The organism is Aeromonas sobria, from assembly GCF_006243315.1.
Taxonomy (GTDB): domain Bacteria; phylum Pseudomonadota; class Gammaproteobacteria; order Enterobacterales; family Aeromonadaceae; genus Aeromonas; species Aeromonas sobria_A.
The window spans coordinates 18,122-34,325 of the sequence record NZ_NKWE01000048.1; the positions used below are offsets into that span (position 1 = coordinate 18,122).

At 60.3% G+C, this 16,204-nt stretch carries 11 protein-coding genes and 2 tRNA genes; 4 read left to right on the forward strand and 9 right to left on the reverse strand.

Translation table 11 applies throughout. From position 1 onward, the window contains the following. Positions 1–14: 14 nt before the first annotated feature. The 6 genes from CF137_RS16535 to CF137_RS16560 form a co-directional block, all read right to left on the reverse strand. Complete coding sequence (locus CF137_RS16535) at positions 15–1,223, reverse strand: ABC transporter substrate-binding protein (protein ID WP_162515967.1); 1,209 nt, start codon at positions 1,221–1,223, stop codon at positions 15–17. Positions 1,224–1,240: 17 nt separating this feature from the next. Continuing rightward, complete coding sequence (locus CF137_RS16540) at positions 1,241–3,394, reverse strand: FAD-dependent oxidoreductase (protein WP_139720410.1); 2,154 nt, start codon at positions 3,392–3,394, stop codon at positions 1,241–1,243. Beyond that, the gene (locus CF137_RS16545; protein WP_101324190.1) at positions 3,394–3,975 is read right to left on the reverse strand and encodes a carboxymuconolactone decarboxylase family protein; all 582 of its coding nucleotides are present in this window, start codon (positions 3,973–3,975) and stop codon (positions 3,394–3,396) included. Before CF137_RS16545 ends, CF137_RS16540 begins: the two co-directional genes overlap by 1 nt. Before the next feature lie 25 nt (positions 3,976–4,000). After that, positions 4,001–4,675 (reverse strand): DUF1499 domain-containing protein, encoded by a 675-nt coding sequence (locus CF137_RS16550; RefSeq protein ID WP_139720412.1) that lies wholly within the window; start codon positions 4,673–4,675, stop codon positions 4,001–4,003. 228 nt (positions 4,676–4,903) lie between these two features. Then, a complete protein-coding gene (locus tag CF137_RS16555) occupies positions 4,904–5,182 on the reverse strand; it encodes a peptidylprolyl isomerase (protein WP_033136755.1) in 279 nt (92 codons plus the stop codon). 145 nt (positions 5,183–5,327) lie between these two features. Continuing rightward, positions 5,328–5,702 carry a hypothetical protein gene (locus CF137_RS16560; RefSeq protein ID WP_139720414.1) on the reverse strand — a complete coding sequence of 125 codons (375 nt, stop codon included), beginning with the start codon at positions 5,700–5,702 and terminating at the stop codon, positions 5,328–5,330. A 559-nt stretch (positions 5,703–6,261) separates the two neighbouring features. Here CF137_RS16560 and tamA point away from each other — a divergent pair. Both tamA and tamB read left to right on the forward strand, forming a co-directional pair. Continuing rightward, a complete protein-coding gene (gene tamA, locus CF137_RS16565; protein WP_139720416.1) occupies positions 6,262–8,037 on the forward strand; it encodes an autotransporter assembly complex protein TamA in 1,776 nt (591 codons plus the stop codon). Continuing rightward, the gene (gene tamB / locus CF137_RS16570) at positions 8,034–11,822 is read left to right on the forward strand and encodes an autotransporter assembly complex protein TamB (protein WP_139720418.1); all 3,789 of its coding nucleotides are present in this window, start codon (positions 8,034–8,036) and stop codon (positions 11,820–11,822) included. The genes tamA and tamB overlap by 4 nt, the downstream gene beginning before the upstream one ends. 176 nt (positions 11,823–11,998) lie before the next feature. On the opposite strand, the gene CF137_RS16575 is transcribed toward tamB, so the two are convergent. Then, positions 11,999–12,083 (reverse strand) — tRNA-Tyr (locus CF137_RS16575). Between the two features lie 34 nt (positions 12,084–12,117). After that, a tRNA-Tyr gene (locus tag CF137_RS16580) sits at positions 12,118–12,202 on the reverse strand. A 124-nt stretch (positions 12,203–12,326) separates the two neighbouring features. On the opposite strand from CF137_RS16580, the gene CF137_RS16585 reads away from it, so the two are divergent. Next, positions 12,327–12,836, forward strand: coding sequence for a VC2046/SO_2500 family protein (locus CF137_RS16585; protein ID WP_139720420.1), 510 nt, complete (start codon positions 12,327–12,329; stop codon positions 12,834–12,836). Between the two features lie 109 nt (positions 12,837–12,945). Here the strand turns inward: CF137_RS16585 and hpf are convergent, their stop codons facing one another. Continuing rightward, complete coding sequence (hpf, locus tag CF137_RS16590; RefSeq protein ID WP_042021257.1) at positions 12,946–13,284, reverse strand: ribosome hibernation-promoting factor, HPF/YfiA family; 339 nt, start codon at positions 13,282–13,284, stop codon at positions 12,946–12,948. A gap of 370 nt (positions 13,285–13,654) precedes the next feature. Between hpf and CF137_RS16595 the strand changes: the two genes are divergently transcribed. Continuing rightward, positions 13,655–16,159 (forward strand): putative bifunctional diguanylate cyclase/phosphodiesterase, encoded by a 2,505-nt coding sequence (locus CF137_RS16595; protein ID WP_139720422.1) that lies wholly within the window; start codon positions 13,655–13,657, stop codon positions 16,157–16,159. Positions 16,160–16,204: the final 45 nt, after the last annotated feature.

Here is a 16,204-nt window from a genome sequence, read left to right on the forward strand (position 1 = left end):
ACCAGTGACACTCATCAGTGACCGTAACGCTCGGCCCAGGCCGCTTCCAGCTTGAGTTGCCAGCTGGGATGAGGCTCGGCTACCGCTTTGAAGCGCAGTGCCGGTTGCCCCTTGGCTGAATCAGGCAGCGCATCGGCCCGCAGTACGCTGGGATCACCCCAGAAGGCCGGATTGGCTTTACGTGCCTGAGCGGCCGGGCTTAGCAGGAAGTTGGCCACCACCTTGGCACCCGCACGGGCGTTGGCGTTGAAGGGGATGGCGAGAAAATGGCTGTTGGTAAGCGCCCCTTTCGCCATGGCGACCGCTTCCACGCTGGGGGGCAGGGCGCCAATCTGGGCAGCGCTCTGCGCCTCCTGCGGGTTGAAGCTGATGGCCATGGCCAGCTCGCCATCATCGAGCAGCTGGCGGGTTTCGGCGGCGCTGGTGGGGAACAGCTTGCCCTTGCGCCAGAGCGCCGGGTGCAGCTCATCGAGCCAGCCCCAGAGCGGGGCGGTCACTTGGGCAAACTCTGCATCGGTCGCCTCCCGATAGAGGGGGGCAGGGTCGGGCGTCAACTCCAGCAGGATCTGCTTGAGAAAGCTGGAGCCATGGAACTGGGGCGGCTTGGGATAGGTGAAGCGGCCGGGGTGGGCCTTGGCCCACGCAAGTAGGGCTGCAGCTGAGGTGGGCGGGCTGGTGACCTCTTCGCTGTCGACCATCAGATTGAGCTGGCCGATGCCCCAGGGTGCTTCCAGCCCTTCCACCGGCAGGGTGAAGTCCTCACTTACCGGCAGGGTGCTGTCTACCAACGCCATGTTGGGTAGCTCGGCGGTAAAGGGAGTGCCAAGCAGCCCCTGCTCCTTGAGCGCCTTGAAGTTCTCGCCGTTGACCCAGAGCAGGTCGATGGGGCCGCCAGTTTGCTTGCCCGCCTGCTTGTTGGCCAGCAGCTGGCTGACGCTCTGGGCGATGTCATCCACCTTCACCTGTACCAGCTTGACCTGATAGTCGCGCGCCAGCTCCTGACTGGCCCACACCAGATAGGCGTTGATCTCCGGGCTGCCGCCCCAGGCGTTAAAGTAGACGGTCTGCCCCTTCGCCTCCTCAAGGGTCTGCTGCCAGTTGTTATCGGGATTGGCTAACAGCGGGCCGCTGGCCAGCAGTGGCAGGGCACACAGCAGGGCGCTAAGCCGCTGCTTGAGCCGAGATTTGAGGCGAGGGTTGAGGTGTGAGAATGGCTTGAGCATAAACGTTTCTCTGGTTGTCAGGCGCCAAGGCGCCAGCGGTGATAACGGGCCAGCAGCGCCAGCACCCGGGTGGGCTGGTGGGCCCGTTTCCATTCACCCGCCACATATTTGTTCCCCTCCATCAGGGTGGGGTAGGCGTGAATGGTGCCGAGGATCTTGCCAAGGCCCAAGCCATGGCGCATGGCGAGCACGAACTCGGCAATCCGTTCACCGGCGTGAGTGCCCACTATGGTGGCGCCAAGGATAGTATCCTTGCCCGGCGCGGTCAGCACCTCGACAAAACCGTGGCGCTCCCCATCGGCGATGGCTCTGTCCAGCTCGGCCAGCTCGAAGCGGGTCGCCTCGAAGGGGATCCCCTGCGCCTCGGCCTCCTTGCGATTGAGGCCGACCCGGGCAATCTCCGGCGTGGTGTAGGTGGCTGCCGGAATGACCCGATAGTCGGCCCGAAAGCGCTTGAACTGGCCAAACAGGGCATTGACCGCCGCATACCAGGCCTGATGGGCGGCAAAGTGGGTGAACTGGTAAGGGCCTGCTACGTCTCCCACCGCCAATATGCTGGGGAAGTTGGTGGCAAGGAAGCCATCAACTGCGATGGTTCCGCGGGGGGCCAGCTCGACCCCCAGCGCCTCTAGCCCGAAGCCGCTGACGTTGGCGACCCGACCCAGCGCCAGCAGCAGCTGATCTCCTTCAACCTCCAGCGTCTCATCGCCCCGGCGTAGTTGCAGCCGGATCGGTAGCTCCCCCTCGTCCGCAGGCAGATAGTCGGCTCGCTCGGCGCGCCAGCCGGTGAGTAGCCGCACGCCATCGCGGCTCATCTGTTCGGCCAGGGCGTTGGCCACCGCCCGATCTTCGCGGGGCAGCAGTTGCTCCGAGAGCTCTACCAAGGTAACGGGAATGCCGAGCAGGGCGAAGCTTTGGGCCAGCTCACAGCCGATGGGGCCACCGCCGAGCACCAGCAGGCGGCGTGGTGGGGTACGCAGCTGCCAGAGGTTATCCGAGGTGAGGTAAGGCACCTGATCCAGCCCCGGCAGCTTGGGCACCAGCGGCTTGGCGCCGGTGGCGATGACGATATGGCGGCTGGCAAGGCGCTGGCCGTTCACTTCCACCTCCCACGGGGAGACCAGCCGCGCCTCCCCTTCGATGCACTCGACCCCAAGCCCTTGATAGCGCTCCACAGAATCGTGGGGTTCGACCTCCTTGATAACCTCAGCCACCCGCGCCATCACTGCGGCGAAATCGGCGCAGGAGTGGCTTGGGCTAAAGCCCAGCTCGTCGGCTTTACGCTGCTCTGCGGCAAAGCGGGCGCTTCGGATCAGCGCCTTGGAGGGGACGCAGCCGCTGTTGAGGCAATCGCCCCCCATCTTGTGCTTCTCGATGAGCGCCACCTTGGCCTTCACCGCCGCCGCGATATAGCTGGTGACCAGCCCCCCGGCACCGGCTCCGATCACCAGCAGGTTGTAGTCATAACGAGCGGGTTTGCGGTAGGGGGCGAGCTGACGGCGCAGCGCGAGGTGCGCGGTCAATTTCTTGATGAGCCAAGGCATCAGCCCCAGCAGGGTCAGCGCCACCATCAGACCGGGGGAGAGGATATTGCCGGTGCTGGTTAATTGGCCAAGCTCGCTACCCGCCAGCACATAGACGAAGGTGCCGGGCAGCATGCCAAGCTGGCTCACCCAGTAGTAGGTGCTGACTCTGATGGGGGTGAGCCCCATCAGCAGGTTGACCAGAAAGAAGGGGAAGATGGGGATGAGGCGCAGGCTCAGCAGATAGAAAGCCCCCTCCTTCGCCATGCCGGACTGAAAGGTGGCCAGCTTGTCGCCAAAGCGGGCCGTGACCCAGTCGCGCAGCAGAAAGCGGGCGCTGAGAAAGGCCAGGGTCGCGCCAATGGTGCTGGCAAAGGAGACCAGCAGCAACCCCCAGGCGACGCCGAACACCGCACTGCCACCCAGGGTGAGCAGGCTGGCGCCGGGCAGAGAGAGGGCGGTGCTCAGCACATAGATAAGCACGAACAGCAGGCTGGCCGTGACAAAGTGGCTGTCGACCCATTGCGCCACTGCCGCCTGCTGGGCCTGCAAGGCGCCCAGACTGAGATAGCGGCCAAGATCGAGGGCAAAGAAGGTGCCGATGAGGCCCCCCATCACCAGCGCAAGCAGCAGGCGGGTCCGGTTCATCAGGCGTCCTTGCTGTCTGGCTGGGCGGGGCGTTCCGGCTGCACCGGTAGCTGGCAGAACCCCTGCGGCGCGATATCGAGGGCTGCGTTGAACTTGGCCGACATGTTCTGGAAGGCGATAAGGCCGGTCAGCTCTACCATGGCGTCGTCGTTGAACCAGGGCTTGAGGCGGGCCGCCTGTTCATCGCTCACCCCATCCAGCCCTGTCATCGCTTCGGTGTAGTCGAGTACTGCTTTTTCCCGCTCGTCGAACAAGGGGCTTTCGCGCCAGTTGGCCAGCGCCTCCACCTTTTCGTTGGAGCCCGCCCGCTTGATCAGGGTCATGGCGTTGATGTCGACGCAGAAGCGGCACCAGTTGAGCTGGGAGACCCGCACCGTCACCAGAGAGCGCAGCACGGGATCGATGGGAGAGCGCTTGCGGTTGATCACCCCGTAGAGGGTGGCGACGGCGGCAAACAGGCGCGGCGAGCGGCCCCAGCACTTGCCCGGAATGAGTACCTGACCATAGTTGCGCTTTTGCAGCCAGAAAAAAGGGCGGATAAACCAGGCATATTCCCGGTCGGGTTTGACCTCAACGCGCATCAGTTACCTTCTTGTTGTTTCACACTTACGGTTTCAAATTGGGTTTGTAGGCTTGGCCGAGCCGCTCGTTCAGGCGGGTCAGGAAATCCTCGATCCGCGCCCGGTTGGTGCCCAGATCGCTGCGTCCCTGTCGGGAGGCCGATCGCATATCGATGCGGGTCTCTTTGGGGCCAGCAAAGACTCGCAGCGCCACATCATCCTGAAAGCCGAACCAGCCGGTGGTGACCAGCGCATCCAGACCATCCGGGCTTGGTCGCACCTGCCAGCCCAGCTCCTGCATCAGCTCTTCTGCCTCGATGACCACCTCTTCGGGGGCTGTGCGGGTAAAGAGAGGACCGGGTTTTGTCTCAAATGCTTTCAGCGGGGCGCTATTTATTGGCAGATCCTGCGCTGTTCTAAGCTCTGCTGCCCAGCGCAGCAGGGGGGGATTATAGGGATCGGTGCTCACATCGTTGATCAGCGGCATGCGCAGCGCCTGTACCACAAAGAGCAGCGGCAGCAGCAGTGGCAAGGCGCCCAGACTGCTGGCGTAGCGGTTGCGGCTCCAGGGCAGGCGCACCAGCAAGATGAGGGAGACAAGTGCTCCGATGAGACAGATGGCAAAACCGATCCACCAGGGCCAGAGATGAAAGCGGCTGCCGAGGGCGCCAGCGAGGGGGAGTAACCAGGCCAGCAGGGGCCACAAGCAAGAGCGGGGCATAGCACGGGATCCATCGTCGAATGTGGACAATGCCGAGAAGGATAAACTTAATTGCCTGATAACGTTAGTAAATTGATGCGAGTTTGGCGTTATATCAGCCAGTTTTGCGAGGGTGATGCAGAGGGCGGTGAAGCTCGCCAGCTGGGAGCTTCACCGAGAAAATGACCAGTTGCGATGGCGTGGCGCGCTTTAATTGCGATATTTAAGTGCGATATTTAAGTGCGGTATTTAATTGCGATAGAGCACTTTGATCAGGTGAAAGCCGAACTTGGTGCGCACCGGTCCCAGTACCTTGAGCAGTTCGCCCTTGAATACCGCATCGTCAAAGGGCTTGACCATATCCCCTTTATTGAACTCCCCCAGATCGCCGCTGCGTTTTGAAGAGGCGCAGGTGGAGAAGCGCTTGGCCATCTGGCCGAAATCGGCTCCCTTCTCGATCTTCTCCTTGATCTCCAGACACTGTTTTTCGGTCTTGACCAGAATGTGCTGGGCACAGGCTTTTTTCATCGGGGCGCTCCTCGGAGTGATGGCGGCGATTGTTCACGCCAAGATGGCGGCAAATCGTGGTGGCAAATCGGGGCGCAAGAGTACCCCAATTTGCCACCGGCGTCAGCCATCACAGCCCGCTGTTTACCTGTGTTTGTCCGCGGGATTATTGGCGAGCGCGGGTGGCCAGCACGGCGCGGGGGCGAGCTTGCCAGATGATCTCCAGCCCGAGCAGGGCGTAGAGGCTCCAGATGGCCAGCGGATTGAGCCATTCGCCCCCCAGTTGCAGGGTCATCAGGGCGCAACCTGCCAGCAGAAAGGTGATCCCCGGCAGCCGCCAGTGGGCGGGCAGCGGGGCCAGCATCGCCATCGCCAGCAGAATGCCGAGGCCAAATGGCAGGTTCAGGGCGGTAAAGGCCAACGCCTGTTGGCCACTCATGCCGGTCAGCAGGGCCAGCAGGGCGCTGCAACAGGCGAGAAAGGTGATGAACTCGAGACGATCGGCAATATAGTCAGCCATCTGTTCGCTACGTGCATGCATGATGTGTCTCCTTCAGTTGATGGTTCAAGTGTGAGGGAGGGGCGCTTGCAAAGGCAGCGGGATAATTCGATTGCGCTGAACGAGCATTTCTTAATCCATATTTTGAATCGTCAAGCGGCAGTGGGCCGGCCAGTGGGATACGTTCGAGATCACCACGACATCGATGCCGTCAAGCCTTGTCGTGGGGCGAGCGGTTGCGGCGAACTCTTGGGCAGCAAGGCGCGTGGAGGGCAGGCACTGCGGACGGCTCCCCTTAAGGCAGTCAGGGTGGCCTGTGGCAGAGGACTGGGCCACACCATGGTTACCAAAATGTGTGATTTGTAGTCAACCTCCTAAAAGATATGGTGAATTTGCCAATGGTGGCGCGCTGTTGCTGGCCGATGCCTATGTTAGGATAAGGTCCGCCATGTTGTTGGCGTGCATTATTGGCGTGCATTGTTGGCGCGGATTATTGGCACGGATTATTGGGCCACGGCTATGTTGCATAGCCTGTTGTGCCGTTTTCGGGTGGAGCTCGAAAGGGCTGTTTCCTTCACCACAGATTCAGGAATATTGACCTTTGACAGGATGCTTCTCATCCCTGCTGGCAGGGCGTTCACGGTTCGGCCCTGCATTACGCCGTGGTCTGCGGGTGCTGGGGTTTGGTTTATTGTTGTCGCTGGTGGCTGCGCCGGTGTTGGCCGCCAAGCTCACCTATCAGATCAAGGGATTACGAGGGGACAACAAGGATAACGTCGAAGCCTACCTCAATGCGTTGCCGGTTTATCAGGAGCGTCAGTACCGTCCAGCCCGCGCCAAAATCACCGAGAGTGTGCAAAAAGCGCTGCAGGTTTATGGCTACTACCAGCCAAAGATCACCCTGAGTCGCGACAAGCAGACCCCGTCCAAAGTGGTGATCGAGGTGGATAAAGGGGAGCCGGTTATCGTCTCCCGACTGGATGTGTTGCTCGAAGGGGATGCCGGTAGTGATGAGCGTTATAGCGAACTGCTGGACAAGTTGCCCCTCAAAGAGGGCGACCCTCTCAATCACGCCAAATATGAATCGATCAAGGCTGATCTGGGTAGCCTCGGGCTGGCCCGCGGTTACTTTGATGCCAAGTTAAGCAAGAGTCAGGTCAAGGTGTTTCCGGACAAGGGCACTGCGGAGATCTTCATTCTGTTCGAGTCGGGCCATCGCTACCGTTTCGGTGAGATCCGCTATGACGCCACCCCGGAAGCGCTGCACCTGATCCGGCCACTCATCAATATTCAGAGCGGTGATCCCTATCTCGCCATCCGCTTGGCCGAGATGTCGCAGGATGTCTCTTCCACCAAGCTATTCCGTCAGGTCGATATCAAACCTGTGCTCAGTGACGCGAGCAACTACCGGGTGCCCATCGCAGTGACCCTGGACAACCGGGTTGATCACGAGATTGAAGCGGGTGTGGGCTACGCCACCGACGTGGGGCCGCGGATGAGCGCTACCTGGGAGAAACCCTGGGTCAACCGTTATGGCCACCGTCTGTTTGCCACCGCCAAGGTATCGGCACCGGAGTCCGAGCTCAGTTTCGATTACCAGATCCCGGTAGGTAATCCGCTGCGAGACTACTACTCGGTGCAGGCCGGTTATCAGTACAAAGACAACAACGATACCCGCTCCGATCTCACCACCGTCGGTGTGCACCGCTGGACGCGGCGACCGGAGAGCTGGGATCGGGATGTGTTCATCCGACTGGAGAACGAGATCTATACCCAGGGCGCCGATGAGGGGAACAGCTTGCTGCTGATCCCGGGGATCTCCTGGTCCCGGCTGCGGGTGCGCGGCGGGTTGGTGCCCGAGTGGGGGGATCGCCAACAGGTGACGCTGGAGTTCTCCGACCCACGTTGGGGCTCCGACATCAGCTTTATGCGGGTGTGGGGGCGCAGCAAGTGGCTGCGTACCCTCGGCGATAATCACAGATTCCTGATGCGGGCCGAGCAGGGGGCCATCATAGGTGACAGCTTCTCGCTGGTGCCGCCGTCCTTGCGCTTCTTTACCGGTGGCGATCAGACGGTACGCGGCTTTGATTACGAGACCATCTCCCCCACCGGGCCGGATGGCAAGCTGACCGGTGGCCGCTACACCAGCGTGGCCAGTCTGGAATATAACTATCGTTTCAGCGAGAAGTGGTTGGGAGCCATGTTTGTGGATGGGGGTACCTCGACCATCGACTACAGCGAGCCTTGGAAAATTGGTACCGGGGTCGGTGTGCGCTGGGTGACCCCCATTGGTCAGGTCAGGCTGGATCTGGCAGTCGGGGTATCGGAGGATGACAAGCCCTTGCGGCTGCATTTCGCATTGGGGCCTGAATTATGATCTGGCTAAAACGCATTTTTCTCTGGCTGATGGGGCTGGTATTCCTGCTGCTGATCGGCGTCAGCCTGCTGGGCTTTACCCATCAGGGTAATAAGTGGTTGTGGCAACAGGCCAAGGGGGCGCTGCCCTCCCTCAAGGGGGAGCTGGTGGCCGGTCAGCTTGGTTACGGCTGGACCCTGGAAGGGGTCGGTTGGCAGGATGAGCTGGTGGATGTGACGGTGGATCGCGCCGTGCTCGACTGGGATCTGGGCAAGTTGCTGCAGGGCAAGCTCTGGATAAAATCTCTGGCGGTGACCCATCCGGTGGTGAAGGTGGTGGACTCTGAACCGGCACCGGAAGAGCCCTCCGAACCCTTTGTCTGGCGCCCGTTGCCGCTCAAGATCCAGGTCGATAGCCTCAAGGTAGCTGATCTCGATCTGGCAGTGCCCGGGGTGGCCGTGACCCTGGGATCCCTCGATATCGGCGCCACCCTCAACCGCAAGGGGCTGATTGTGCGCGGTCCGGTGCTCGATAACCTCAAGGTGACGCTGGACGACGCGGCCCCCGCCAATGCAGCCAAATCAGCCAAGCAGCCAGCCGCTAACGAGAAGCAAGCAGCCCGTACCGACAAGGCCAGCGCCGAGACCGCTAAACAGGGCAAAGGGGCGCCAGCTGCAAAAACTGCAAAGGCCGCCCCCATTGTCCTGCCCGCCATTCACCTTCCTTTCCCCATCCAGCTGGAAGGGGTCAGCGCGACCCGGGTGCAATACCAGCAGGGCGAGCTGATTGAAGGGCTCGACAAGCTGCTGCTCTCGGCCACCGCCGCCGACGATCGCATCGAGGTGCGCGAGCTCTCGCTGCGCCACGCCATGGCCGATCTGGCGCTCAAGGGTCATATCCAGCTAAGTGACGACTACCCGCTGGCGGTGACGCTGGATGCCAAGGCCCGCAAGGGGCTGCTCGATGGCGAGTTGCAAGGGCAGCAGGCCACGCTGGCGCTGAGCGGTTCGGTCGGCAAGCTGGGATTGGCATTGTCGGCCAAGGGGCCGATTGCCGCCAATCTTAAGGGCTCTCTGGCCGCGCTCGACCCGGCTCTCCCTTTTGATCTGGCCCTCGACTGGAAGAGCCTCGGCTGGCCATTTCATAAGCCTGCCAAGGAAGAGGCAAGCTATCGGCTGGACAAGGGGAGCCTGACTGCCAAAGGCAAGCTCTCCGGTTACCAGTTTGCCCTCAATACCTCCGGCAAGGGGACCGATGTACCCCCCTTCAAGCTTGCGCTGGACGGGAAGGGGGATCTGGAGCGGCTCAGCAAGATCGCCTTGCAGCTCAACGCCCTCAAGGGGGAGCTGAAGCTCGATGGCAAGCTGGCTTGGAATAAGGGGATCGAGTGGCAGGGGACCACCCTGTTCAAGGGGATCAATCCGGCCGAGCTGGTGCCTGAGCTGAAAGGGACCCTGGCCGGTGAGCTGGAGAGCCGCTTCGTGATGAACGAGGCGGGCCACTGGGAGCTGAAACTGCCCAAGCTCAAGGTGGATGGCAAACTCAATCAGTACCAGCTGGCCCTCAAGGGGGAGCTCAGCGGCAACGACAAGATGGAGTGGCAGATCCCGGTGCTCTCGCTGCAAAGTGGCCCCAACCAGTTGCAGGCCAAGGGCAGTATCAGCAGCGCCCAGTGGAGGCTCGATGCCAACCTGCAGGCTCCCCAGCTGGGGGGCATCTATCCCGGCCTGAAAGGGGATATCAAGGGACAGGTGAAGGTGAGCGGCAATCAGCAGACGCCAAAAATCGATGCGGATCTGACCTCCGAACGGCTCTACTATGCCGGCACCGACCTGAAGGGGATCAGCCTCAAGGGCAATGCGGCGATCGGCGCCAAACCGGCCGGTGAGCTCTCGCTGTTGGTGGCGCAGCTGAAACAGGGTGAAACCAAGCTCAACCAGCTGGCCCTGAACCTCAGCGGTGATATCAGTCAGCATCTGTTGACCCTGACCATGAAGGGTGACCCTGTTGCGGCCAACCTCAAGCTGGGTGGCGGCGTGCGCGGGGATCACTGGCGCGGGGCGCTCTCCGAGCTGCAGCTGAAAACCCCGCTGCGGCGCTGGGACTTGAGCTCCCCCTGGGCGCTGGATCTCGATCTGCCGCGTCAGCGGCTGGCGATGGGGGATCTCTGCCTCGGCTCCCAGGGTGCCAGCCTCTGCGTCAAGGGGAGTCAGGTCTCAGCCGCGCAAGGTACTCTGGAGTTTGCCCTGAGCGAGTTTGATCTCAAGCGGCTGCGCCCCTGGTTGCCGGATAATTTCCGCTGGCAGGCGATGCTCTCGGCCGACGGCCGTGCCAGCTGGCGTGGCAATCAGCCCACCCTGCATGCGGTAGTGCGTACCACGCCGGGCACCTTTGTCGCCGATGGCCTCAAGACTGACTATCAGCAGCTGGCTCTGGCCCTTGATTTCGAGCGGCAGCAGGCGGCGATCCGCCTCGATTTTGCCTCCAAGCAGATCGGCAATATAGATACAGACCTGTTGATCAAGGAGCCTGCTGGGCGCGGCCTGCTCGGCGGTCAGCTCAAGTTTGACGATCTCAAGCTCAATACCTTTGCGCCACTCATTCCTGAGGTGCGCTCCTTGCAAGGGATCATCTCCGCCGATGCCCGTTTCGACGGCACGCTGGCGGCGCCCCTGCTGTTTGGCCAGCTCAACCTGCGTGACGGTGAAGTGCAGACCCACTCCGACATGGTGACCCTGACCAAGCTGGTGACCCGCCTCAAGATCGAGGGCAACCGCGCCGAGCTCGATGGCTCCATGCTGGTGGGCAAGGGGCCGCTGGCATTGGGCGGCTGGCTCAGCTGGGCCAAGATGCCGGTCAGCGGCAGCCTCACCATTCAGGGCAAGGATCTGGAGGCGCAATATCCGGGCATGGGCCGGGTCAGAGTCTCGCCCGATATTGCCGTGTCGCTGGGTGAGGAGACCCGCATTACCGGTCAGGTGGATATTCCCTGGGCGCGCATTTTGGTCAAGAGCCTGCCGGATTCGGCGGTGGCGGTCTCTGACGATGTGACCGTGGTCTATGACGATCTGCCTCCCGTACCCCAGCAGGCCAGCCTGCCGTTGGCGATGAAGGTGGCGATCCGGTTGGGGAGTGATGTGAAGATCGATGCCATGGGTCTGAAGACCGATGTCTCCGGCGGGATCAATCTTCGGCAGGATCCCGAGAAGCCACTGGCAGGCAATGGCCAGCTGGTGCTGACCAATGGTCGCTTCAAGGCCTATGGCCAGAACCTCATCATCAAGGAGGGGCGGATCCTCTTCTCCGGTCCACTGGATCGGCCGTTCCTTAACATCGAGGCCAACCGTGACCCGGCCACCATCGAGGGCCAGGTGACGGTCGGGGTGCGGGTGACCGGCCCTGCCAGCAAGCCGGAGATCACTGTCTACTCCGAGCCGCAGATGGCGCAGTCGGAACAGCTCTCCTATTTGCTGCGCGGCAAAGGGTTACAGACCGGCGGTGAGGATGGCGGTTTCAACGGCTTGCTGGTGGCCGGTGCTGTGAGTCAGGCCAACGGCGTGGTGTCGAGCATTGGCGAGTCGCTGGGGATGAGTGATGTCTCCCTCGATACCGCGGGCAGTGGCGACAACACCCAGGTGACCTTGTCGGCCTATCTGCTGCCGGGCTTGCAGTTCCAGTACGGGGTCGGGGTATTCAGCCCCATCGCCGAATTCAAGCTGCGCTACGAGGTATTGCCACGGCTCTATCTGCAGGCGATGAGCGGGGTGGCTCAAGCGGTCGATATCTTCTATCGCTTCACCCTGTAACGCTTCACCCAGTAACAGGGCAGACATGAGAGTAAACGGGAGGCGCAGGCCTCCCGTTTTTTTATTGCGCGATCGGCAGCTGGCAAACGGCGATAAAGGCTGGCAGTGCAGAGAGATAACGGATTGGGCAGACCAGAAATGCGAAAACCCGGCACCAGGCCGGGTTTTCTAAATGATGGTGGAGGGAGAAGGATTCGAACCTTCGAAGGCAGAGCCGTCAGATTTACAGTCTGATCCCTTTGGCCGCTCGGGAACCCCTCCACGGGGTATTACGTTCATATTGTCGCACTTGAAATGGTGGAGGGAGAAGGATTCGAACCTTCGAAGGCAGAGCCGTCAGATTTACAGTCTGATCCCTTTGGCCACTCGGGAACCCCTCCACAAGTGCGAGGCGCATACTAACAGATCTTCCGCTTTTGGGAACCCCCAAGCAAAATTTTTCTATTAAAAGAATTGGATTTGTGGCCGATAACCAATGAAATCGCCATTTTTGAGAGTTATCTCATGCTGCCCAGTTCAATCCGTAATCACCTGCTCGTCGATGAGGGGCAGTTGGGGCAACGGCTTAACCGTGACCTGCAACATGGTGACCGGGCGGATTTCCGGTTGCATCTGGCCCTGCTTACCGACGCGGTGGAGGAGCAGCCCTGGTTCGATACCAAGCCGACAGCCAGTGCCGATGATCGTGACTGGCGCGCGCACTTTGAGCTGAGGCCGAGAGCTGTGCTGGTTGCTGATGATCAGGAGACCGATTGCTGCGCCATCAATGAGCGGCTACAGCAGGGGGGGAGCATGATGGATGTGCGGCTCTGGCTAGCACTGCAAAGACCAGCCCTGATTACGAAGCCGCCGTTATTTGATGAGGCTGTCTATGACAACCTGTCACCGCTGGCGCGGGAGCGGCTGCAAGGCGCTCTGGCGGTGGTGCCGCGCCAAGAGGATCCGCTGGTCATGCTACCGATCCTTGAGTGCTTGCAACAGGGGGTAGATACCCGTCTGCACTGGCTCGGTTGATGGTGGGCGCACTGACGCGGCTGCCACCTATTCGGTCAATCACAGGCAACAAAAAAGGCGGGATATCCCGCCTTTTTGCACGCTGTCCTTTTTCCTGAGTGCCACCTTGTTACGCGTCAGCTTCATCCGTTTGCGGCTGATCCTTCAGTCCGGCGTTGGCACGACGGGCAATCGGTTTGGCGGTATGACGGTTGAGCTGGCGTTCCAGTTTTTGTCCCAGTTCATTGATGGCGGCGTAGAGATCCTCATGCTCTGCCTGGGCAAACAGTTTGCCGTTGGGGATGCCAGCACTGGCTTCGACAGTGAACATCAGGCGCTCTTTGGAAACAATCACATGGGGAGTGATGAGAGGTACCTGAAGACGTTCGAGCTTTTCAAAACGTGATTCAATGCGCTCGCGGATAGCCGGGGTAATGTCGATGATTTTGCTGGTGATTTCGATTTTCATATTGGCCCCCTTCGGGTCGTCTTGCTTGTGTCTTCACCTTCAGATTACTCATTGGTAAAGATGAAAATGTGATCTGCGTCACGAAGCTTTGCCTTTGCTATTCAGTAACCTATAAATTGTGATCTTTCTCGGTTTCGTGCCAAAAACAGCTTGAGCTGCATGAAACTGGCAGGCAATATGACGGGAATAGGATCGTTTCTGTCCCTTCTTGGCAGCACTTCGTGTCGACCTCATGTCCGGTTTCCACTGCTTGATATCGCATGTTTGTACTCTTCCCCGCTCACCGTTGGTCTGATGATGGCTTTGGGGAAGTTGCGGTGCCCGCTTGTCTGGACATCAAACGTGGTCGGTTGTCTGGTTGGAGTGGTAAATGAAGCAGCAAGCCACGCAGGTCATGTGGTTTTTCAATCGGGAACAGGATCAGTGGAGTCTTTCTGATCAGGGTTCCTACCAACAGTGGCAAGGGGAAGGGAAGCATCCCTGGTCCGAACGCCTGCAACCGGAAGATGAAGCTGGCTTTGCCGACTTTCTCGTCCGGCTCCATGAGTCACATCTGCCGGAACAATTTATCGGCCATCTGAACGATGGCAAGGGTGTTATCAATCATGTGCTCTGGAGCGCCCAGTTTGTGCCCCATCAGCAGGTGTGTTGTGGTTGGTTGGCCCCCCTCGATTCAGTCAACAACGTGGCGAGCTCGCTCAATATCTCCCTGCCGCTGTTACAGACCACCCTGCTGACCCAGCTTGCCCAGGCACTCTCTGCTTGTACCGGACTCGATTTTTTCAGCACCTTGGTGAGTCAACTGGCCCATATCCTCAAGGTGGATGCGGTGTGGGTGGGGGAGTTGAGCGGGGCAGATCGGCTCCGGGTATTGGCCGCCGATGGGTTGGCACTCAAGGAGTACCCCTTGGCGGGCACCCCTTGTCAGCAACTTTATCAGCAGGGTGCCCTCTGCTGCGATGTCATCGATGAGTCGCAGCGCTACCAGCCCTGGCTGACGGTCGGGAAGACCTACTATGGCCAACCGCTGTTCGATGATCGTGGCCAGCTACTGGGCCATTTGGCGCTGCTTTACTCGGCGCCAGCGGAGATAGCCAATCTCAAATCGGTCCTTGATACCTTTTCGGTACGGATGGTGGCGGAGTTGGAGCGGCTGCAATCGGACGCCCAAATGCGTCTTTCTGCCGTGGCTTTTGAAACTCACGAAGGGATCATCATCACCGATCCGGGGTTCAAGATCCTGCGGGTCAACAATGCCTTTAGCCAGATCACCGGCTTTGACAGCCAGGCGGTGCTGGGCCTGCAGCTGGAAGAGGATCTCTGGCCCAATCTCGGGGGGCTGGGTTACGAGCTCAACACCCTCAGTCGCTGGCAGGGGGAGACCCAGCGTCGCCACGTCGATGGTCACACCTATCCCCAGTGGGAGATAGTGACGCCGGTGCAGGATGAAAAAGGGGTGATCAGCCACTTTGTTATCTGTTTTGAGGATATTTCCGAGCGCAAGGCGGCCGAGAAACGGATCCAGGATCTGGCCTATTACGATGAGCTGACTGGCCTGCCCAATCGCCGCCAGCTGCACGAAACCCTGTTGCAGACCTTCAATGAGGCGACTCGCAATGGCCTGGTCGGGGCGCTGCTTTTTATCGATCTGGATCACTTCAAGACCATCAACGACTCCCTCGGTCACGCCACCGGCGACTGGCTGCTCAAAGAGGTGGCTACTCGCCTCAAACGACTGGTGCGACAAGGGGATTGTCTGGCGCGCCTCGGTGGGGACGAGTTTGTGCTGCTGCTACCGTCCCTGTCGGCCAGCCCACCGCAAGCCGAGATGCAGGCCGATATTATTGCCGAGCGGCTGATCAGTGAAATTGCGGCCCCCTATACCTACGTGGGGCAGGTACTGCATATTGGCGCGAGTGTGGGTATTACCCTGTTTCCTGATCGGGAGCAGGGGGTTGATGATCTGCTCAAGCAGGCGGATACCGCCATGTATCAGGCCAAATCTGCTGGCCGCAAGACCCGCCGTTTCTTCGATGCCTCGATGCAGCAGCAGGCGGATCGCCGCTTGCTTATTCACAACGAGCTGCGCAATGCCCTCAGTCAGCAGGAGCTGACGCTGTACTATCAACCGCAGCACATGGTGGAGGGGGGCGACATCATTGGCGTCGAGGCGCTGATCCGCTGGCAGCCAGCCGGACGTGCGTTGGTCTCGCCAGCCGAGTTTATCCCCATTGCCGAGGAGACGGATCTGATCGTCGACATCGGTAACTGGGTGCTGCACGAGGCGTGTGCCCAATACGTGCTGTGGGAAGAGAACGGCATCCACATTCCGCAGATCTCGGTCAATGTCAGTGCCAAGCAGTTCCACGCCACCGATTTTGTCGAGCGGATCCACGATGTGTTGGCGCAAACCGGCATGGATCCCGCTTGCCTCAATCTGGAGATCACCGAATCCGTGGTGCTCGGCCACGCCGAAGATACGATTAGCAAAATGACTGACCTCAAGGGGCTAGGCATCAGCTTTGCCATCGATGATTTCGGCGCCGGTTACTCCTCCCTGAGCTACCTCAAGCGGTTGCCTGCCGACGAGCTCAAGATCGATCGCTCCTTTATTCAGGACATTCCGAAAGATGGCGACAACATGGCGATTGTCGAGGCGGTGATCGCCATGGCCCGCCATATGGGCTTCAACGTCACGGCGGAAGGGGTCGAATCGCGCCAGCAGCTGGAGTTTCTTAAGGCACAAGGGTGCCATTTCTATCAGGGCTATCTCGCCTCCAAGCCGTTGCCGGTGCCGTATCTGGAGAAATATGTACAGCGGCTGACCAGACCGGAGCAATTGCGCGAAATACAGCTGAGCGATGCAGAAAAATAGTCCCTTCTCCCCGCTGTAGCGCCGCCCGGCAACGGGTAGAATGAG